Below are 18,326 nucleotides of genomic sequence, written 5' to 3'. Positions count from 1 at the left end.
TTCCTACCTTGCTTACGTGTCATTCCGATGACGACTCGGCTTTCTTGTAGCGGTCTTCCGACCGAGAGCATGGCAGGCGGCTAGGCTAGGCCTGGTTTCAACGGGCCTGCCGATAGAAGAGCATCTCATCGGTCGTGAAAGTTCGGGTAAATTCCGAGGCCCAGTGAGGCATCACATTACGGTGGTGAAAATACTGCGCACCATCGGTGTGGTCCTTTAGTTGCTGATTCAGCGCCTTGCGGGCGATTTCCTTGGCGATGACATAGGCCTCCGTCTCCTGGGCCTCGTCGGGGCGACCGTCACACCACCACGAGAACTGGCAATTGCCCTGTTCCGAGCCCTGCTTGACTACTCCGCAAACGGTATCGGGAAAGCCATCGTGACCCAACCGGTTCATCACCACGTTGGCGACCGCTTCCATATCCGTTGCGCCTTCTCCTCGCGCTTCCCAGTAGATCGAGCGTGCCAGGCAAGTGATGGCGTCATCCAATGGCGCCTCTCCGACAGGATCCACTGCCTGGGCGCCGGGCCGCGTGATCAACTCGTCGGGCTCGGGGGGACGGCCGCTGCCTTCGGCCGAGGCTTCCTGTTCCAGCACTTCCGCTTTCTTTTCGGCAACCTGTGCACGTTGGGCGAGTTCGATGGCGAGGGCAGGGGTGGACAACATCAAGGCAACGACGCAGATGGCGCTTCGCACAAGGCGGATAGGCATCATGATGACTCCCGATCAGGCAATCGGATCATCATGCAACAAAGCCAACGCTCCGGGGTAGTTCCAACAGCGATATTGGCAGGATGGTTTGTTTCAGCCTGAGATCATCAATGGAGAAGTCCCTTTGACTTATCTTCTGGCTATCATGCTGCGTGTCGGCATCCGACAAACCACGCTAAGTGGCAAAGGAGTCGATACGCAGGAGTCAGGCAGTGCCTGCTCTGCGATGATGGTCGTCGATCTTGCTCTGGCGACTCCTGGCCGTCTTGCCGGCACGAGACGGGGGCTGGCAGATGCCACAGACGAAATGCTGTACAGGGCTATGTGCGTGGGCGACGAACGGTCCCCGGCATTCCTTGCAGCGTGATAGCTGTAGCAGATCGCTCTCGAAGAAACGCACCAGAGTCCAGGCGCGCGTCAGCCCGAGCACCGGCTCGTTTTCCTCCAGCATGACGTGCTCGACGTAGAGCCGGTAGGCCTTGACGAAGGCCGGGAGGCGCTCGCATCCAATGTCGTCGCACAGGCTGCGGTAGATGTTGTAGAACAGCGAGGCGTGGATGTTCGGCAGCCAGGTGACGAACCAGTCGGTCGAGAAGGGCAGCATGCCCTTGGGCGGGGACACGCCACGGACTTCCTTGTACAGCTTGATCAGCCGGGCACGGCTCAGCTCGGTTTCCGTCTCGAGTACCTGCAGGCGGGCACCAAGCTCGATAAGCTCGATCGCCAGTTGCACCTGCATCATCTCGCTAACCAGACTCTTCATGCTCACCCTCACGCCGGGTCGGCATTCAATGACCGGAACTCGAGAAACGATCTGCCGCCATGAGCAGGGCCGCATGGGTCTGGGCCATGCCCAGTTCACGCGGGTTCTCGAACAATTTCATGAGCTGGTCGGGGTCGACATACGCCAACCGACACAGCAACTGATTGGAGCGGGCCATCTGACTCAACTGCTTGATGGAAAGCGACGCCATCAAGTCCGCCATGCGCTCGTCGATCTTCAGTCGAAACATTGCGGTTTCCCGGTCTTCCTTCAGCATGCGCTGGGCGAGGAGCAGGTACGCCAGGTTCACCTCCTGGATATCTTCGAGAAGGCTTTCGTTGTGCATATTCCATCCCCCTTAAAGACATACTGTTAAAGTAGCAAAGTCTCATGAGTTGTCATTCGGGCTCGGTATGAATCGTCTGGACAATAAGCGTGTCAGCGTTTGCCTGGGATGACTGCGAAGCTGCCAGAGCCGATTGACTCCCGCTTACTTTTGGATACGCTAGAAGAACGCCGCACAGGCGTCCCCGTCCGCGGAAAGGGCTGCGCCCATCGCTTCGATTGCCGACTTCCATACGAATCCCAGCCTGGCTGGCGGACACAGGTGCATGGAGGGAATCGTATGACGACGCATCTCCGGCACGATGCCACCTCACATGGTCGACTCAACCTCGAACAGCAGCGCAAGCGCGCCAAGGAACTGCTCAAGGCGGCACTTGCCCACGAGCCTTCCGCTCTGGCTCGAGTGGCCCGTCATATCCCGCTGCGTGAATCCACCCTACGACTCGCCGATGCCCAGTTCGTGATGGCCCGCTGACGGTCGGCCAGGCGTTCTCCCACTTGATGCGCGAATACGAGCCGCTGCCCTATCTGGGTGACTTGATGTTCTGGTGGCTCATCCAGCCGCTGACCACGGCACCGGAACCGGCAATGGCCTTGTCCAGCACCGACAAGGAATGGCCGCAGCGGCGTCTTTTATTGACCGATCTGGGCCGGGAGATGCTCGAAGGGCGGCGCAACTGGCTGGATTACGCACCGGGAGAGCGTTGGGTGGGAGGCATCCGGATTGCGCCGCGACGCAGCAATAGCTGAGCATCCCGGCGCCGGCTGACACACTTCGCAGCCATCGGCGAAGTGTGTCGAATGGCAAAACGATCAGCCGGTCTGGCGGCCGGTGAGCTTGTCGCGGAGCCGGTCGACCATGCCGACGCCCGGTCCGACGCTCTTGTGGAACAGCTCGGAATGGGGCGCACTGGGGTGCGGGCGGGTCGGCGCCAGTTGCTTGGCATTCTGCACCTTGTTGCCCATGTCGATCAGTTGATCCTGAGCCAGATGCTTGCGCAGTGAAGGGAACTGATCGGACTCCTCGTCATCGGCATGGTGACGCAGTTGCTTGTCCAGTTCCTGCACCAACGCCATGAACTGTGGATCGGCCGCATCGGCGTCTTCCAGCTTTTTCATGACCTGCACGATCTCGTCGTGTTCCTGCTTGTCATGTTCGACTTCTTCCTTGCCGTTCGGCAGGTGCTTCTCCATCGTCGGATAGACATACATCTCCTCGGCAACGGCATGGCGCATTACCTCGGCGATTACCGTTTCGACCAGGTCACGGCGCTGTTGGGCATCCGGTGTATGCGCGGCCTGAGCGAGCAACTCGGTCATCTCACGGTGATCGGCGGTCAGGATGTCGACGACATCCGTTGCTGGACGGCTGTCATTGGTCACGGTCATGACTCCCTCCTTGGGGTCGTTATTTATTGAGTGTTACTGCAGTTCCCAACATAGTACCGCTCAGGGATTCGGGCCAAGTCGGGAAAGCTCCTGTGGCTGAGCTGCCGTTGATACCGGCTTGTGTCCGTGTGTAGTTGAAAGCATATGCGATAGGAGTGGAACATGAAGCAATACGCCGTGGTGGCCTACGATTACACGGACGACGAGGCGCTCGACCGTCGTTTGGCCAATCGCAACGCACATCTGGAAGGCGTTCGCGAACTCGCCAGGCAGGGAAAGTTTCTCAGCGGTGGAGCGATCCTCAACGATGAAGGCAAGATGATCGGCTCCAATGCTCACTTCCGGTTTGCCGATCGGCAGGCGCTGGATGCCTGGCTCGAGACCGAGCCCTACATGACCGGCCGCGTCTGGGAACATGTCGAGATCCGCGAAGTGAAGCTCTTCGACCCGAACGCTTGAACGTTGTCTATGCGTCTCGACCATTCCGGCCCCTGGCCTGAGTCGATCGGTTTTCTGCTGTTGCCGCGCTTCTCGATGATGGCGTTCTTCTCGGCTGTCGAACCGCTGCGCATCGCCAACCGTATCAGCGGCAAGACGCTCTTCGAGTGGCTATTGATCAGCGAGGACGGCGGTCCGGTGAGTGCCTCCAATGGCATGACCCTGCTTGCCGACCACTCTATCGATGAGCTGCAGACGCTGCCGTCACTGGCGGTGTGCAGCGGGTTCGACCCCGAATGCCACCCGACCCGCAAGCTGACGCGATGGCTGCATCGTCTCGACGCGGCAGGCTGTGCGCTGGGCGGGATCGATACCGGCTGCTTTCTGCTGGCCGCGGCGGGGTTGCTCGATGAGAAACTCGTCGATGGCGAGCGGATCACGCTGCACTGGGAAAGTCTGCCGGCCTTTCGCGAACGCTTCCCGGCGATTGCCACCTCCGACGAGCTTTTCGAGCTGGGGGCCCGGCGCTTCTCCTGCGCCGGCGGGGCGGCGGCCATGGACATGGCGCTGGAAATCATCGCCCGGCGTCACGGTGCGCAACTGGCCATCGACGTGTCCGAACAGCTGGTGCACGAACGTATCCGCACCCGACACGACCAGCAACGCATGTCCCTGGTGCGGCGCCTCGGCACGCACAACGCCCGGCTGATCGAAGCGGTGGCCCTGATGGAACGTCATGTGGAATCGCCGCTGGCGCTGGCCGACGTGGCTCGGCGCAGCGGCGTGTCGTTGCGCCATCTGCAACGGCTCTTCGAGCGCGAGCTTGGCCGCTCCCCTCGGGACTGGTACCTGGCATTGCGTCTCGAACGGGCCCGCCACCTGCTCGAGGAAACCGACCTCGACATCTTGGCGGTGGGGCTGGCCTGCGGCTTTGCCTCGAGTTCCAGCTTCTCGCGCGCCTTCCGGGAATATTACGGCGAGACGCCCCGGCAGACGCGCCGAGGCAGCTGAGCGAATCGCTGGCTTCAGCGTTTGGGCGGAAGGCCGATACGCCGGCCGGCGAGTTCCGGCCAAGCTGCCACAGGCGCTGCTGGCAGCTCGGCGATGGCCCGGCCCACCGCCTCGGGAAAGGGCGCCGGCCGGGCCCCGTCGGCAGCCGTCGCCATGCCCATCAGCATCTGCTCGCTGGTTGCCAGCAGGTTGCCGTGGGTGTCGCGCATCTCGAAGAAGACGTGCAGGCGCTTGGCGTCGCGATCCAGCAGCGTCACCTCGATCTCGAGCGCCTGGCCCTCGTGGACCTCGCGCCGATAGCAGAGGTGGGTCTCCAGGGTATACAGCGTATAGCGCTCCTTCTCACGTCCGGCCTCGTCGAGGCCGATGCGCTCCATCAGCGCCTCCACACCCAGCGAGAACACCCGGGCATACTCGGCATCGTTCATATGGCCGTTGTAATCGACCCACGCCGGGGCGACGCGGGTGGCAAGCAAGGGCATCAGATGCGTCCCTCCAGTCCTTCGGCTTCGGGCCAGTATTTCTGCACTAGCGCCAGCAGTTCGACCAGAAAATCGTCGCGGCGCCGGTCGAGCTCGGCGACCGGACGCCCGGCGGCCTGAAACTCGCAGCCTTTCACGACCCGATCGATCAGCTCGTCGGTCAGCGCCGGTGCCTCGAGCCGGGTCCAGGGCAACTTCAGGGCCGGGCCGAACTGCTCGAGCATGTGGCGCATGCCCTGGTCTCCACCGGCCAGATGGAATGTCAGGAAGGTGCCCATCAGCGACCAGCGCAGGCCGCAACCATAGACCACGGCGGCGTCGATTTCCTCGGTGGTGGCCACGCCGTCATTGACCAAGTGCAGCGCCTCGCGCCACAGCGCCTCCATCAACCGGTCGGCGATGTGTCCCTCGATCTCGCGGCGTACCACCAGCGGGCGCATGGCCAGTGTCTGATAAAGGTCGCGGGCCGTATCGATTTCGGCGGGTACGGTGACGCTGCCGCCCACCAGTTCCACCAGGGGCAGCAGGTAAACCGGATTGAACGGGTGGGCAACGATGACCCGGCCCGGCGAGCGAGTGCAGTCCTGCTGCAGGTCACTGGGCTTGAAGCCGGACGTGGACGAGCCGATGATCGTCTCGGGCGCGGCGACGGCATCCAGCCTGGCGAGGATCTCGCGCTTGAGTTCCAGGCGCTCGGGCACGTTCTCCTGGATCAGGTCGGCGCCTTCAACGACGGCTTCCAGGTTATCGACGAAGGTCAGCCGCGCCGGATCGGCACCCTCGGCCAGTCCCAGCCGGGTCAGCGATTCCCAGGCGTTGTCGACGAAGGCGCGTGTGCGCGCTTCAGCTCCGGCGGCCGGATCGAAGGCCACCACGTCCCAGCCTTGCGCCAGCGCCCGGGCGATCCAGCCGTTGCCGATCACGCCGGTACCGACGACGCTCAGTTGTGGGCTCATGTCTCGCCTCCCGTAGTATTCTCGGTGGCCTTGCCGGTGCGCGGGTCGCGCAGCCCGAGATGGGAGCGGGTCTCGGCCGGAGACATGACGCGGGCACCCAGATTCTCTATGAGGGTGACGGACTTCTCTACCAGTTGCGCATTGCTGGCCAGCACACCCTTTTCAAGATAGAGGTTGTCCTCCAGGCCGACCCGGGCGTGGCCGCCCAGCAGGAGAGCCTGAGCCACCATGGGCATCTGATGGCGGCCGATGCCGAAGGCCGCCCAATGTGCGCCGGTCGGCAGCTTGTTGCGCATGGTCAGCATGGTCTCGGTGTCGGCCTCGGCGCCCCAGGGGATGCCCAGGCAAAGCTGGAACAGCGGATCGCCGTCGATCAGGCCTTCCTGCTGGAGCTGGCGGGCGAACCACACGTGACCCAGGTCGAAGCACTCGAGCTCCGGCTTGACCCCGGCGGCCTGTACCAGGCGGGCATGTTCGCGCAGCCAGTCGGCAGGATTGACATAGACCATGTCGCCGAAGTTGAGGCTGCCGCAATCCAGGGTGCACAGCTCCGGTAGCAGCTCGCCCACGGGGGCGTGACGCTCGGCCGGGGTCTGGATGTCGGTGCCGGGGCCGCCGCGGGTCGGGTCCCCGGCATCGGGAATCCAGTCGCCGCCGCCCCCGGCGGTAATGTTCATGACGATGTCGACGTTGGCTTCGCGTACCCGCTCCATCACTTCTCGGAAGTGGTCGACCGAGTGACTGATGCCGCCGGTTTCGGGATCGCGTACGTGGATATGGGCCACGCTGGCGCCGGCGCGGGCAGCGTCGATGCAGTCGTCGGCGATCTGCTTGGGCGTCACCGGCACGCTGGGATTCTTGCCGACGGTATCGCCGGCACCGGTGACGGCACAGGTCAGGATGACGTTACGGTTCACGTTGCGCTTCCTCCGTGGGGTTCGAACGTGATCCATTATCGAGCCAGCATGCCCCGGTGTTTTGTCGGCGGGCGTCGATTAATGTGCGTAAGGCGACAGACGCTCAGGTGGCGCTTGTTCCGGTTGCCGGTATTACCGTGAGTAGCGGCTTGCCGGCAAGAGCCTGCTGCAGGCGAGTGACGAGAATATCCACGATGGCGTCGTTTTCCCCCACCAGACGCGTGGTGACGACGTTCAAGCCGGGCGACTGTGCCATCGCCCGCTCGCAGATTTCCGCAATGTCGCCGCCTTCGCCGGCGTGGCGCCCCGGGGAAAGAAACAGCATGGACAGGATCACGTCGCCTTGGGCCAGCGCCGGCGAGGCCAGCAGGTGTTCCAGCAGCGGCTCATTGAAGCGATAGGCCTCGCCATCGCGGCGCTCCATGGAGGCAAAAGTGACGCACCCGGACTCATCGCCGAGCAGCACGCTCAACTGGCCGGCAAGGTAGTTGCGCACCGCCGTCACTTCGGGGATCGGGCTGCCGTGATCGACCAGCACCACCTTGGGCTGCGCCAGGCCGGCCATCCGTTCGCGCACGTTGTCCGCCAACAGCTGCGCCAGGCGCAGGTCCACCGACGCCTGGGTGTCGACCAGGGGCAGAGCCACCTTGGCGCTCAGTTGCGGGTAGCTGGCCTGCACCTCGGCCAGGCGCTCGGGCAGGTAGCGGGTCAGCGCCTGGCTGGGGCCGAAGAAGAACGGCAGGATGAGCAGCTCGCGCACACCCTCTGCCGCATACCGCTCGGCCAATGGTCCCAGCGTCACGGCCTTGCGGCCGTCGAGCTGCTCGGCGGGAATCTTGAAGGAGTGCAGCAGGGATGCGGCCTCGACGGCCTCGCCGGTGGCCTGGCTCAGGGCGTGGGCAAGGCGACGCAGGTTGAGCGTGGCCTGGGGGCGCAGGGAGCCGTTGTCGATGAGCACGATCTTTCGCAGGGAACTTTGCATGGAGGCCTCTGGGCTGGCGCCGGAGAAAATGCCGACGGACATGACGGTCGGTCCATCACACTATCGTGCAGGAATGCGGTCAAGTCGCATGGGATGCCTACGTGCCAGCGAAAGCCGAGTATGAACGGTTTTTCTTGGCTGGTGCTTTCGCGACCCTGCCGATCGAACACGTTTGGCGGCCTCTCGCCGCGGGAGTAAGTTAAGGGTTACCATCCCGCCCTTTGCCAACAGGCCGAGTCCCGAGCATTGCCATGACTGACGATCCATCGCTGCCCGCCCAGGTTCGGCACGTTCTCGAGACTGCACCCCACGAGGCCTTGCCGATGACCTATCAACAACTCGCCGAGGCAGTGGGCCTTTGCCCGCCACGCACCATCCAGCGTGTGGCTCGAGCATTGGAAGCGCTAATGCGCGAGGACGCTGAGCAGGGCCGACCTTTCATTGCCGCACTGATCGTCAGCCGGCGAGGGGAGGGAGTGCCGGCACAGGGTTTCTTTGACCTCGCCGTCGAGCTGGAGCGTTTTCCTGCCGACCCGGCGCAGCATGCCGGGGCCTATCGGGAGGAGTTGCGACGGGCCATGGCGCGACGCGGACAGTGACAGGTGGTTAAACTAGAAAGCCCGACCATTTGGCCGGGCTTTCTAGTACTGCTTTCCTTGCTGCTATCACAGGCATCCTGCCCGTGCATCCTTGGTACTTGAGTCGTCCTTGTACTCGGTCTTCCCTGATTGAACATCCTTGCCCAATGAGTCTCATGATACACGGGGTTTGTGAACTTTTTACTAACCTATGTGCCTTAGGCGTGTAAGAGATTGCCGCCAAAACGCGTAGGCATTTGTGATGGTTATCTAAGCCAGATGGGATGATTAAACGTAAGGCCATGAAAATAATGGATTAATTATTAAGTTATTTTGTTACATTCTTTATGGTTTTTTTAAAACTTAGGGTTTTTAATAAACAAAGGTTATAGCTAGCATGGAATGTAAAAAAGTAAAGTATTAAGGCGATATTAAGTCAAAATTTTGTATCGTTTTGTCATTATAAAAGCCATGGAGGGTATTAATGACGCGCAGTGTATGGCGAAGCGGCAATCAGTTTACTTTATTACCGGAAGGTAAGCGCTACATACCAGAAATACTCGCAGCCATTGACGATGCGAACGAGACGATTCTGTTCGAGCAGTACCTGGCCGAATCCGGTCATCTTGCCGACAGGGTCATCGATGCCCTCGTTCGGGCAGCAAACCGCGGCGTTCACGTTCAGGTTCTCTTCGATGGCTACGGTGCCAAGGGCTTGAAGCAACGCGACAGGGCGCGATTGACGCAGTCGGGTGCTGCCTTGCGCTTCTTCAATCCGTTTTCCACCGGGCGTTTGAGTCACAAGCTGACGCGAGATCATCGCAAGCTGGTATTGGTGGATGGACGCGTAGCGTTCACGGGCGGATTCTGCCTTACGGATGACTTCCTCGATAAGTGGTACGACATTGCGCTACGTATCGAAGGACCGGTGGTCAGCGACTGGTCGGCACTATTCACCAAGCTCTGGGACTCGCCATCGACCCAGGGCAAGGACAGCCTGCCGAGTCTGGAAGATGTGATGTTGACTGAGTCGGCCGAACCTCGTGAACAGGGCATGCGGGGGCGCCTGATCTGGGGGCACGGACGCCGTGACCAAGCGATTCGGTACTCTCTTCAACAGCGTATTTCGGCAGCCACCCAGCGGGTGTGGGTCTATACGCCTTACTTCTTGCCGACGCTCAGTTTGCGAAGGCGCTTGATGGCCGCGGCACGACGCGGCGTCGATGTTCGTCTCCTGGTAGCCGGTAAAAAGCACGATCATCCCAGCGTGCGCTACACAGGACAACACTATTACGGAAGGCTACTGCGTGCAGGTGTACGCGTCTATGAATATCAACCTTCCTTTACGCATGCCAAGTTTTGCCTGATAGATGACTGGAGCACGATAGGATCGTGCAACTTCGATCACTGGAGCCTGCGCTGGAATCTGGAAGCCAACCAGGAAGTCGAAGACGGCCGCTTTGCCGCCGATGTCGCCGCGCTGTTCGAAGACAATCTTGAGGTTAGCCAAGAAATCTGCCCGGCATCGTGGAGACAGCGCCCCTGGCGTCGTCGGGCGCGTGAGCGAGCGCTTGGCACCGTAAACAGTTGGGCGACCCTGCTTCGTTGAGTTTTTACGAATCGTTCTTTCATCAATAGGTGCGTTCAACGAGGTTCAGGAACCACAGTGATATAGCAAAGCAAGCTAAGGATGGGTAATTGCTTGAACATGGAAAACAAGGATCGTGTACTAATCGTCGAGGACGACGAGCGCCTGGCGAAATTGACCCAGGAATATCTTGAGGCCAACGGCTATCAGGTAATCATCGAGGCAAATGGCACACTCGCCGTGGAGCGCATCATCGAATTGCAGCCTGGCATCGTCATTCTTGATTTGATGCTGCCCGGCACGGACGGCCTATCTATCTGTCGACGCGTGAAGCCGTACTATTCCGGCCCGATACTGATACTGACGGCACGAGTCGACGATGTGGATCAGGTATTGGGGCTGGAAATGGGGGCTGATGACTACCTGTCCAAGCCGGTGCAGCCGAGACTGCTGCTTGCCCACGTCAATGCACTCATACGGCGCAATATACCAGTCAAAGGCGGTAGTGGTCCGTCCCGACTGACTTTCGGTAGGTTGATGATCAGTGATGCGATCCGTGAAGCTTGGCTCGACGGGGAACGCATCAACCTAACCAGCTCCGAGTTCGACCTATTGTGGCTGCTCGCTGACAATGCCGGCCGTATTTTGAGCCGCAAAGAAATATATTCGTCGCTACGTGGCATCTCATTCAACGGACAGGAGCGAGGCATAGACATACGCGTGTCGCGCATTCGGCCCAAGATCGGCGACGATTCCACCCATCCGCACCTGATCAAGACGGTACGCAACAAGGGCTACATGTTCGTCAAGCGACCTTGAGCCAATGCGCTCATTTCGCTCGATGCAATACCAGGGGTACGCTCAGTTCGATGCGCGTACCCTCGTATGGCATAGAGTCGATACGCATTTTTCCGCCGACCTGGCGCAGTCGCTCACGTACGCTCGGAAGCCCAAGACCCGTGCTGTGGCTTCCAGATCGTTCGAAAATCGTGTGGTCCGCGCCCCGGCCGGTGTCCTCGACACGAATCACGATATGATCGGTCGCATTTACGAGTTCAATTCGGGCGTGATCCACACCCGCGTGTTTTTTCACATTGAATAGCAATTCGCGGACAATCTGGAACAGCAGCACGCGCAAATCCTCATCTTGGAGCGGGGATTCGTCGTTCGCTGCAATCGTTACCGTGAGCCCGTGCAACTCCAACATCTGGCGCTGCAACCATCCCAGCGCAGCCAGGAGGCCTTCTTCCTTCAGGATGGGGGGACTCAGGTCCACGGTAAGCTGACGAGTGGTATCGATTGCCTGTCCGATCAATGCATGAATCCCATCGACGGCCTCATAAAGCGCGGCCTGCCGCTCGCATTCAGCCATCTGACGAACCAGGTGCAGCTTTATTTGCACACCGTAAAGCAACTGCTGCATATCGTCATGCAGCACCTGCGAAATGCGCCGGCGTTCTTCTTGCTCGGCCATTGTCAGACGTAGTGCCGTGTCGCGCAGTTCTGCCTCGGCATGCTTCTGCTCCTCGATGTCCATGGTCATGCCGACCCAACCGCGAATTCTGCCCGCGTCGTTCCACAACGGCACTGCACGGGCCGCCGTCCAGCGCCAGCGCCGGCTGGGCGCGTGCCAAAACCGGAATTCGGCATCGAACGGTGACGTGTCCGTCACCGAACGTTGCCAGGCCGCCATTGCCCCCGGACGGTCGTCGAGGTGGACTGCATCGATCCAGCCGTCGCCGAACCATTGCTCCCGTGTCTGGCCTGTGAAGGCACGCAGGGAGGCCGAATCCTCGTTGACCTTGCCCGTAGCATCCGTGGTCCAGACCGCTAATGCCGAGGCGGCGATCAAGGCACGAAAGCGTTCTTCGCTTTCGGAAAGCGAGGCGGTGCGTTCGCGCACCAATTCATCGAGAGAATCCATCGCCACGCGTTGTTCATGGATATCGGTCGCCGAACCGAACCAGCGCTCTATGCGTTGGCCATGGTCGTTGCCGGGAACGGCTTCGACCAGAAACCAGCGATAGGTACCGTCGCCAGCACGCAGGCGGTGTACGCTACGAAAGCGCTCGCCCCTGGCAACGGCTGACCGGTATTCGCGAACGACGCGCTCGCGCTCTTCGGGATGTATGGCGTCGGCCCAGCCACTCCCGCACGCTTCGGCCGCAGATTGTCCCGTATGGGCCATCCAGCGCATGTTGCTCCACGTCCATTCACCGCCGGGGCCTGCTTCCCAGAGAAGCTCCGGTACCAGATCGGCAACGGCACGAAACCTGGCCTCGCTCTTGGTCAGCTTGGCATTTACGCGCTGCAGCTTACGGCTGCTATGGAGGAGTTCGGCGGATATCTCATCGTAGTTGGCCTGTAGCGTATCCGCCCGGCTCCGGACCCGTTCCTGTACCTGGGTGAGATGAACGTATTCGGTCACGTCCTCGACGCGGTGGATAATGAAGCGCAGGTCGCCCTCGGGAGACATCACAGGGATGTTGATCGGCGTCCAGTAGCGCTCATCGAAGGCTCCTTCACTATCGCGACGGGGGATGTCGTAGCGCTGGACCGCCATCGTATCGGCCATATACGTGCTGGCGACCCGCTCCAGCGAGGCACGCAGGTTGGTTACGCCCGACGCATCGGGATCCGCCGGATTGTCCGGAAAGGCGTCGAAAATCGACTGGCCAAGCAAATGCTTGCGCTTGGAGCCGGTAGCGCGCAAGTAAGCGTCGTTTACGTCGACGACGGTAAAGTCGGCCTCGGGCAGCAGGATCAGGAAAGGAGTCGGGGCCCTCTCGAACAGAAGGCGGTAATCTGCGTCGGAAAGCATGAAAACCACTTGGTGGAGTCTGAAAGATAGGAGGAGGGCGCTTCTTGCTATGCGCTTGATCCACCACTGCTTCGCATGATTGCGCGTGAATTAGCCGTATCAGCTATTTACCCGCCTATTTTATGACTGGGTCTGTCTCGGTGCCATCAATGTCGAACATCGTCTTACACGATAAGCGTAGTACTGCTCGCTTAGCGAAGCGTCCGAAACGCTTCCTTGACGTGTTCGGCCAGTGTCTCGGTTGCCGCCCCTGCGCCGGGTCGACAAACCATCGTGACCTGTGAGTTGCCCAGTGGAGGCAGCCTGGCGTCGTTGTCTACTCTGCACAGCGGCGGGCGCACCAGGCCCTGGGGCAGGGGCGCCACGGCAAGGTCCGCCTGTAGGGCGGCCTCCTGACCACTGCAACTTTCGCAGGAATAGGCGATGCGGTACGCCAATCCCGTACGATCCAGCGCCGAAAGCGCCATTCCGCGCCAGGGGCACCCGTGGCTCGCCAGCGCCAATGGCAACGGTGAACGCTGCGCGGCGACACCACCTTCCAATCCTGCCCAGACTAAGGGTTCCGAATACACGATCTCACCCAGGCCCATGGCCTGACCGTCGTTGCCCACCGTCATCAGGATCAGATCGAGCTCTTCGCGTTCCAGACGCTCATGCAGGTCTACGCTGCGACCGACCACGACGTCGACCTGCACGCCCGGATGCGACCGGGCGAAGTGAGCCAGTACGCGCGGGAGGATGCGCGACCCCACGTCGTCGGCCGTGCCAAAACACACCGTTCCCTCCAGTGAAGGCGACAGGAAGTGCGTGACAGCCTCCTCGTTGAGCCGGAGCAGCCGACGACCATAACTCAGCAGCACCTCGCCTTCCGGCGTCAGCTTGACCCGGCGTGCCTCACGCACGAACAGCACTTGCCCGAGCGTTTCTTCCAGGCGTTTGACCTGCATGCTCAATGCCGATGGCGTGCGGAACACTTGCTTGGCGGCCTGTGTGAAGCTGCCGCTTTCGGCAATCGCCACGAACATGCGCAGCACGTCGGTATCCAGTAGCGGCAGGGAACTGCGCTCGAAGGATGGAGGCGTCGAAGACATGGTTTTACCTTTCAGAATTACTTAACGATAAGTGTAATTCTTTTTGTTTGATTGAACATCGGGTTCCCACCATTCTGTCGATGAGGTCGCGACCCTCAACGGTTCCTGAGTTTTGCCAATCCATGAACTGGCGCTAGCCGGGAGGTATCGTCATGTCCGATCTCGAACACGTCCGCCGGGCCATCGACAAGTTGCCGCGTCCTCGCACTCCGCTCCAACCGGAATTTTTCATGCCGGCCATGCCCCCGTTGGGATTGATCACGGCGCTGGAGAATCGTTGGTATGCCTGGCGGCGGCGACGCCTTGTCCGTCGGTACTTGCTGCCTTTGCTCGCCTATGACGACCGAATACTGGAAGACATGGGCCATCACCGCGACGATATCGAATGGGCCTTGCGGCTGCCGCTGCATGAGGATGCCCTCGCCGCGCTGGAGCAGCGACGCTGTCAGCGAAACGGCGCGTCCATCAGAGAGTGCGGCGGGCAATGAAGACGACTGCAACAACCAGCCTTCGCATCGTGCCGCCCGGCCTGGTATTGACCGGGGCGCACGCATGAATTCGGCGTCACCATGGCAACGGCGTACCGTGGTGAGTCGGAGCAGGGCTACCCAGGCGAACGGGAGGTCGCATGAGGTGCTTCCGGCGGCGCCGACTCCTGTCGAAAGCGCTCACCTTCTTCAACCAGCCAGTCGCGAAACAGGGCGGCCTTGCGCGAGCTTCGTGGGGGCCGCAGAACGACGTACTCGAGCCCGCTAGGCAGGAAACCATAAGGGGCCACCAGGCGGCCCGCACGTATATCGTCAACGACCAGAATCCATGGGGCGATACACGCGCCCAGCCCGGCGACGGCGGCTTCCAGCAGGAAGTAGAAATGCTCGTAGGTCGGGCCGCGAAGATCCATCAGGCCAACGCCGGCGGCCTTGGCCCAGTCCCGCCAGGCATGCGGGCGCGTGGCGGTGTGCAGCAGCGTCATGGCCTCGAGTCGTGGTCGATCGCCTGAATGGAATGCAGGCGCCATCACCGGTCCCACACGTTCGGTGAACAATGGCGTCACCTCGGCCCCGGTCCTCCAGGCGCCATCGACGTGAATGGCCACATCGAAACGGGCACGCTCCAGATCCAGCGGTCCGTCGGAGGCGCTCAGGCGTACCTCGATAGCCGGATGCGCGGCTTGGAAGCGATGCAGACGCGGAATCAGCCACCGCAGCATCAGCGTTCCCAGACAGGTCACATCGAGCGTGCCCTCTACATCGTCCGTGACGCGGCGTACCGCCTGCTCTAGATGCTCGAACCCCGGCGTCAGTCCGTCCAACAGCTCGCGCCCCATCGGGGTGAGGCGCAGCGCCTGCTTGGGTCCTTCCAGTAACGCCACGCCAAGATGAGCCTCGAGCCGTTTGATCTGGCGGCTCACCGCACCGTGGGTGACGTGCAGTTCAGCGGCGGCGGCCGTCATGCTTCCCAGGCGGCCGACGGCCTCGAAGGCGCGTAGGGCGTTGAGCGAAGGCAGGCTGTGCGGCATGTGAGTTTTCCTGACAGGCAATGTGCCGATAAGTCGTTAGGCCTTTGATCTCTTGCCATGATTTCCTGGGAGCTCGACAAAATGGCCATATCGTCATTGAGCCGCTGGAGGCACTCGTTGTCCAGTCTCGTGGCGAGTGGTTGAGGCATGAGGGGGCTTGCAATGGAGTCAGGGCTGTTTCTGGCCATCCTGGTGGCGGCGATGCTGCATGCCGGTTGGAACGCACTGGTCAAGGTGGGGCTGGACCGCTTTCTGGCGGTCTCATTGATTGCCATGGCCGCCGGCATTGTCGCCTTGCCGGCGCTGATGCTGGTGGCACCGCCGCAGCCCGCTGCCTGGCCGTGGCTAATAGCATCGATGCTCCTGCACATCGGCTACAACGTCTTTCTCGTCCAGGCCTACCGTAGCGGGGATCTGGGGCAGGTCTATCCCATCGCCCGAGGCGCCGCGCCACTGCTGGTAGCCGTAGTGTCGGCCATCGTCCTGCATGAACTTCCTTCACCGCTGGCCACGGCGGGTATTGGCGTGCTGGTCGCCGGTGTGGGGCTGATGTCGTGGCGTGGCGGACGACATGCGCAGAAGCTGGAAAGGCGTGCGGTAGGCGCGGCATTGGCCACCGCAGCTTTCATCGCCGGTTACACCTTGAGTGATGGAATCGGTGCGCGAGCCAGTGGCTCGCCCCCGGGCTACATCGCCTGGCTGTTCGTCGGCAATGGCCTGGTCATGTTTATCCTGCTTTTGGTGACGCGCGGCGTACAGGTCCTGCCAGCGCTGGCCGGACATTGGCGGGTCGGGCTACTCGGCGGCGCCATGTCGCTGGGCGCCTACGCCATCGCCATCGAGGCCATGACCCTGGCACCGATCGCGTTGGTCGCTGCGCTGCGCGAAACCAGCGTGCTGTTCGCCGCGCTGATCGGTTGCGTGTGGCTGAAGGAGCCGCTCAGCCGTTGGCGGGCATTGGCGGCACTGACGATCGTCACCGGCGTGGCCATGGCCAAGGTCGGGTGAAGATCGGCGGTGACTAGCGATTCATGCCGTTCGCCAGTCCGCTCCGGTCAATTCGCAGGATATCTGCCATAACCGCTCGGCGATGGCCGTGTCCCGCGCGTTAGCAGCGATATAGGCGCGTTTGGGCGTGCCGCGCGTCTCGGCGAAACCGGCAGGGCCGATATAGTCCCTGGGACGCACCTCTTCGGCGGTTGCCGCGAAAAGGGTAGGGCGTGCGCCTTCGGCGGCGGTTTGGGTGATCAGCGGCATCAACAGCTTGAAAAGACTGCCCACCATGGCGCGGCTGGCGACACCATGATCGAACAGCGCCGTGCGGGACAGGCCGGGATGTGCCGACACGATGACGCGGAAGCCCTGACGGATCAGCCCTTTGGCGGTCTCGAAACCCAACCCGGTGTTGGCTCCGGTGACGACCGCCAACGGCGCTTCACTATCCTGATCGACCATCGGTACGTTTAGGTATCGTTAGCTTCGCTAATCGTCTGGATGACCTCGAAGCCCTCGAACTTCGGCGGGCCCAGGTAAAGGCCTTCACGGCGACTTTGACCAGCATTGGCATGTGCCGCGCGGAACGCCTCGGAGTGCGTCCAGGCATCGAAATCTTCACGTGACCGCCAGATGGTATGCGAGGCGTAAAGGACGTGATCCTCCTCATCGGGGCCACGCAACATATGGAACTCGACGAACCCCGGCAGGCCCTGCAGATGAGTTTCCCGCTCCAGCCAGATCTGTTCGAATTCTTCGGTTCTGTCGGGATTGACTCGGAAACGATTCATGGCGATGAACACGTTGGACACTCCTGATAGCGAGTTGATAGGCATTCTCAGACGAAGATGACACTTTCCTCGCTAGCGGGCAAGGCGAGTGCAGGCGTATCAGCGATACCTCCCGTAGTACCGCTACTCACCCAGAAGTTGAATGCCGGCAGTGTAGTTAAACTACAACGACCCGTGCACCTAATGGCGCTTTGTGAGAGGACTCGTCCTGGCCCATAGTGAACTCACGGTGTCAGGCAGGTATCGCTACCTCGATTCACTGACCTGATACCCGGCTACAACCTGAGCGTCATGTCTACTTTGATCCAGGCGCCAGGAGCGAAGGTCTTGAAACGCTTATGACCCTGCCGCAGTGCAGCCTTGGGTGCTTACCTGGCCCGGCATGCGTAGCTAAGGCACCAGAACGCCATCGGAGATGGCAACCCAGAACGGGATTTTCCCAGGGTAATGATGACCTAGCATGAGGATTGAACCATGAACTGCATGCAATTGACTCAGCAAGCCGACCTTATCGCCAGTACCTTCAGCAAGCAGGACCTTGCCAAGGTGGTGGTTGCCTTGAAGGCCAGTGGCCACTCACTGCAGCATGCCGTCGAGGTACTCGACACCATCAATGCCTGCCAAGGCTACACCCTCGACCAGGCCTGGGACGAAGTGCTCGCCGGCGAGACTCGCGTCATGACCGTCAACGAGGACTGATTGTCCTTACTTCTATCATGAGCGTCCCTCCATCGGCTTAGCAAGATCCCGAGGGTGCGCCATGCTCTCCTAGAGCCGAGGCTATAGCCTCGGCTCTCTATTATTCCGATGGCCTTGCCGCGCCATGCTGCACAGAGGCGAATAGCCAATGTGCTTGTCTGGCCAAAAGTTATTATAGACAACACGAAGCTATTGCAATCAATTACAAATAAGTGGGTCGCTTGTTTTTATAAAATTAGCATCCTACTTAC

At 61.0% G+C, this 18,326-nt stretch carries 23 protein-coding genes; 10 read left to right on the top strand and 13 right to left on the bottom strand.

Going from position 1 to position 18,326, the window contains the following annotated elements:
* Nucleotides 1-97: 97 nt before the first annotated feature.
* From MHM84_RS06040 to flhD, 3 genes are all read right to left on the bottom strand, one after another.
* Nucleotides 98-715 (bottom strand): cell wall hydrolase, encoded by a 618-nt coding sequence (locus MHM84_RS06040; RefSeq protein WP_239263596.1) that lies wholly within the window; start codon nt 713-715, stop codon nt 98-100.
* Between the two features lie 202 nt (nt 716-917).
* A complete protein-coding gene (flhC, locus tag MHM84_RS06035) occupies nt 918-1,481 on the bottom strand; it encodes a flagellar transcriptional regulator FlhC (protein WP_239263593.1) in 564 nt (187 codons plus the stop codon).
* Nucleotides 1,482-1,500: 19 nt separating this feature from the next.
* Nucleotides 1,501-1,821: a flagellar transcriptional regulator FlhD gene (gene flhD / locus MHM84_RS06030; protein WP_092843187.1), complete on the bottom strand. Its 321-nt coding sequence runs from the start codon at nt 1,819-1,821 to the stop codon at nt 1,501-1,503.
* 279 nt (nt 1,822-2,100) lie between these two features.
* On the opposite strand from flhD, the gene MHM84_RS06025 reads away from it, so the two are divergent.
* Both MHM84_RS06025 and MHM84_RS06020 read left to right on the top strand, forming a co-directional pair.
* Nucleotides 2,101-2,295 (top strand): hypothetical protein, encoded by a 195-nt coding sequence (locus MHM84_RS06025; protein WP_239263589.1) that lies wholly within the window; start codon nt 2,101-2,103, stop codon nt 2,293-2,295.
* A 26-nt stretch (nt 2,296-2,321) separates the two neighbouring features.
* Nucleotides 2,322-2,570 (top strand): hypothetical protein, encoded by a 249-nt coding sequence (locus tag MHM84_RS06020; RefSeq protein WP_239263587.1) that lies wholly within the window; start codon nt 2,322-2,324, stop codon nt 2,568-2,570.
* Nucleotides 2,571-2,633: 63 nt separating this feature from the next.
* On the opposite strand, the gene MHM84_RS06015 is transcribed toward MHM84_RS06020, so the two are convergent.
* On the bottom strand, nt 2,634-3,209 hold the full coding sequence (locus tag MHM84_RS06015) for a hemerythrin domain-containing protein (protein ID WP_239263585.1): 576 nt from the start codon (nt 3,207-3,209) through the stop codon (nt 2,634-2,636).
* A 162-nt stretch (nt 3,210-3,371) separates the two neighbouring features.
* Between MHM84_RS06015 and MHM84_RS06010 the strand changes: the two genes are divergently transcribed.
* Both MHM84_RS06010 and MHM84_RS06005 read left to right on the top strand, forming a co-directional pair.
* The gene (locus tag MHM84_RS06010; protein ID WP_239263583.1) at nt 3,372-3,668 is read left to right on the top strand and encodes a YciI family protein; all 297 of its coding nucleotides are present in this window, start codon (nt 3,372-3,374) and stop codon (nt 3,666-3,668) included.
* Between the two features lie 9 nt (nt 3,669-3,677).
* On the top strand, nt 3,678-4,658 hold the full coding sequence (locus tag MHM84_RS06005; RefSeq protein ID WP_239263581.1) for a GlxA family transcriptional regulator: 981 nt from the start codon (nt 3,678-3,680) through the stop codon (nt 4,656-4,658).
* 14 nt (nt 4,659-4,672) lie between these two features.
* Here the strand turns inward: MHM84_RS06005 and MHM84_RS06000 are convergent, their stop codons facing one another.
* From MHM84_RS06000 to MHM84_RS05985, 4 genes are all read right to left on the bottom strand, one after another.
* The gene (locus tag MHM84_RS06000; protein ID WP_239263579.1) at nt 4,673-5,140 is read right to left on the bottom strand and encodes a thioesterase family protein; all 468 of its coding nucleotides are present in this window, start codon (nt 5,138-5,140) and stop codon (nt 4,673-4,675) included.
* Nucleotides 5,140-6,096, bottom strand: a complete 957-nt coding sequence (locus MHM84_RS05995) for an L-carnitine dehydrogenase (RefSeq protein WP_239263577.1) — start codon at nt 6,094-6,096, stop codon at nt 5,140-5,142. Before MHM84_RS05995 ends, MHM84_RS06000 begins: the two co-directional genes overlap by 1 nt.
* Complete coding sequence (locus MHM84_RS05990) at nt 6,093-7,013, bottom strand: 3-keto-5-aminohexanoate cleavage protein (RefSeq protein WP_239263575.1); 921 nt, start codon at nt 7,011-7,013, stop codon at nt 6,093-6,095. Before MHM84_RS05990 ends, MHM84_RS05995 begins: the two co-directional genes overlap by 4 nt.
* Nucleotides 7,014-7,116: 103 nt before the next feature.
* Nucleotides 7,117-7,983: a cobalamin biosynthesis protein CbiX gene (locus MHM84_RS05985; RefSeq protein ID WP_239263859.1), complete on the bottom strand. Its 867-nt coding sequence runs from the start codon at nt 7,981-7,983 to the stop codon at nt 7,117-7,119.
* Nucleotides 7,984-8,246: 263 nt separating this feature from the next.
* Here MHM84_RS05985 and MHM84_RS05980 point away from each other — a divergent pair, with 263 nt between their 5' ends.
* The 3 genes from MHM84_RS05980 (at nt 8,247) to MHM84_RS05970 (ending at nt 10,980) form a co-directional block, all read left to right on the top strand.
* Nucleotides 8,247-8,594, top strand: coding sequence for a hypothetical protein (locus MHM84_RS05980; protein WP_239263573.1), 348 nt, complete (start codon nt 8,247-8,249; stop codon nt 8,592-8,594).
* Nucleotides 8,595-9,057: 463 nt separating this feature from the next.
* Nucleotides 9,058-10,182 carry a phosphatidylserine/phosphatidylglycerophosphate/cardiolipin synthase family protein gene (locus tag MHM84_RS05975; RefSeq protein WP_239263570.1) on the top strand — a complete coding sequence of 375 codons (1,125 nt, stop codon included), beginning with the start codon at nt 9,058-9,060 and terminating at the stop codon, nt 10,180-10,182.
* 99 nt (nt 10,183-10,281) lie between these two features.
* On the top strand, nt 10,282-10,980 hold the full coding sequence (locus MHM84_RS05970) for a response regulator (RefSeq protein WP_275445701.1): 699 nt from the start codon (nt 10,282-10,284) through the stop codon (nt 10,978-10,980).
* Between the two features lie 10 nt (nt 10,981-10,990).
* Here the strand turns inward: MHM84_RS05970 and MHM84_RS05965 are convergent, their stop codons facing one another.
* Together MHM84_RS05965 and MHM84_RS05960 are read right to left on the bottom strand one after the other, a co-directional pair.
* Nucleotides 10,991-12,982: a PAS domain S-box protein gene (locus tag MHM84_RS05965; protein ID WP_239263566.1), complete on the bottom strand. Its 1,992-nt coding sequence runs from the start codon at nt 12,980-12,982 to the stop codon at nt 10,991-10,993.
* A gap of 191 nt (nt 12,983-13,173) precedes the next feature.
* Complete coding sequence (locus MHM84_RS05960) at nt 13,174-14,073, bottom strand: LysR substrate-binding domain-containing protein (RefSeq protein ID WP_239263564.1); 900 nt, start codon at nt 14,071-14,073, stop codon at nt 13,174-13,176.
* 152 nt (nt 14,074-14,225) lie between these two features.
* Here MHM84_RS05960 and MHM84_RS05955 point away from each other — a divergent pair, with 152 nt between their 5' ends.
* Nucleotides 14,226-14,561, top strand: coding sequence for a hypothetical protein (locus MHM84_RS05955; RefSeq protein WP_239263562.1), 336 nt, complete (start codon nt 14,226-14,228; stop codon nt 14,559-14,561).
* A 116-nt stretch (nt 14,562-14,677) separates the two neighbouring features.
* On the opposite strand, the gene MHM84_RS05950 is transcribed toward MHM84_RS05955, so the two are convergent.
* Nucleotides 14,678-15,592 (bottom strand): LysR substrate-binding domain-containing protein, encoded by a 915-nt coding sequence (locus MHM84_RS05950; protein ID WP_239263560.1) that lies wholly within the window; start codon nt 15,590-15,592, stop codon nt 14,678-14,680.
* Nucleotides 15,593-15,754: 162 nt separating this feature from the next.
* On the opposite strand from MHM84_RS05950, the gene MHM84_RS05945 reads away from it, so the two are divergent.
* The gene (locus tag MHM84_RS05945) at nt 15,755-16,600 is read left to right on the top strand and encodes an EamA family transporter (RefSeq protein ID WP_239263558.1); all 846 of its coding nucleotides are present in this window, start codon (nt 15,755-15,757) and stop codon (nt 16,598-16,600) included.
* Nucleotides 16,601-16,621: 21 nt separating this feature from the next.
* On the opposite strand, the gene MHM84_RS05940 is transcribed toward MHM84_RS05945, so the two are convergent.
* Both MHM84_RS05940 and MHM84_RS05935 read right to left on the bottom strand, forming a co-directional pair.
* Nucleotides 16,622-17,047, bottom strand: a complete 426-nt coding sequence (locus MHM84_RS05940; protein WP_239263556.1) for a hypothetical protein — start codon at nt 17,045-17,047, stop codon at nt 16,622-16,624.
* An 8-nt stretch (nt 17,048-17,055) separates the two neighbouring features.
* Nucleotides 17,056-17,388, bottom strand: coding sequence for an antibiotic biosynthesis monooxygenase (locus tag MHM84_RS05935; protein ID WP_239263554.1), 333 nt, complete (start codon nt 17,386-17,388; stop codon nt 17,056-17,058).
* A 462-nt stretch (nt 17,389-17,850) separates the two neighbouring features.
* Between MHM84_RS05935 and MHM84_RS05930 the strand changes: the two genes are divergently transcribed.
* The gene (locus tag MHM84_RS05930; RefSeq protein WP_239263551.1) at nt 17,851-18,075 is read left to right on the top strand and encodes a hypothetical protein; all 225 of its coding nucleotides are present in this window, start codon (nt 17,851-17,853) and stop codon (nt 18,073-18,075) included.
* The last annotated feature ends 251 nt before the right edge of the window (nt 18,076-18,326 follow it).

Source organism: Halomonas sp. McH1-25, from assembly GCF_022348165.1.
Classification (GTDB): Bacteria; Pseudomonadota; Gammaproteobacteria; order Pseudomonadales; family Halomonadaceae; genus Modicisalibacter.
Note: the sequence above shows the minus strand (reverse complement) of the source record. Positions and strands in the feature narration are given on the sequence as shown.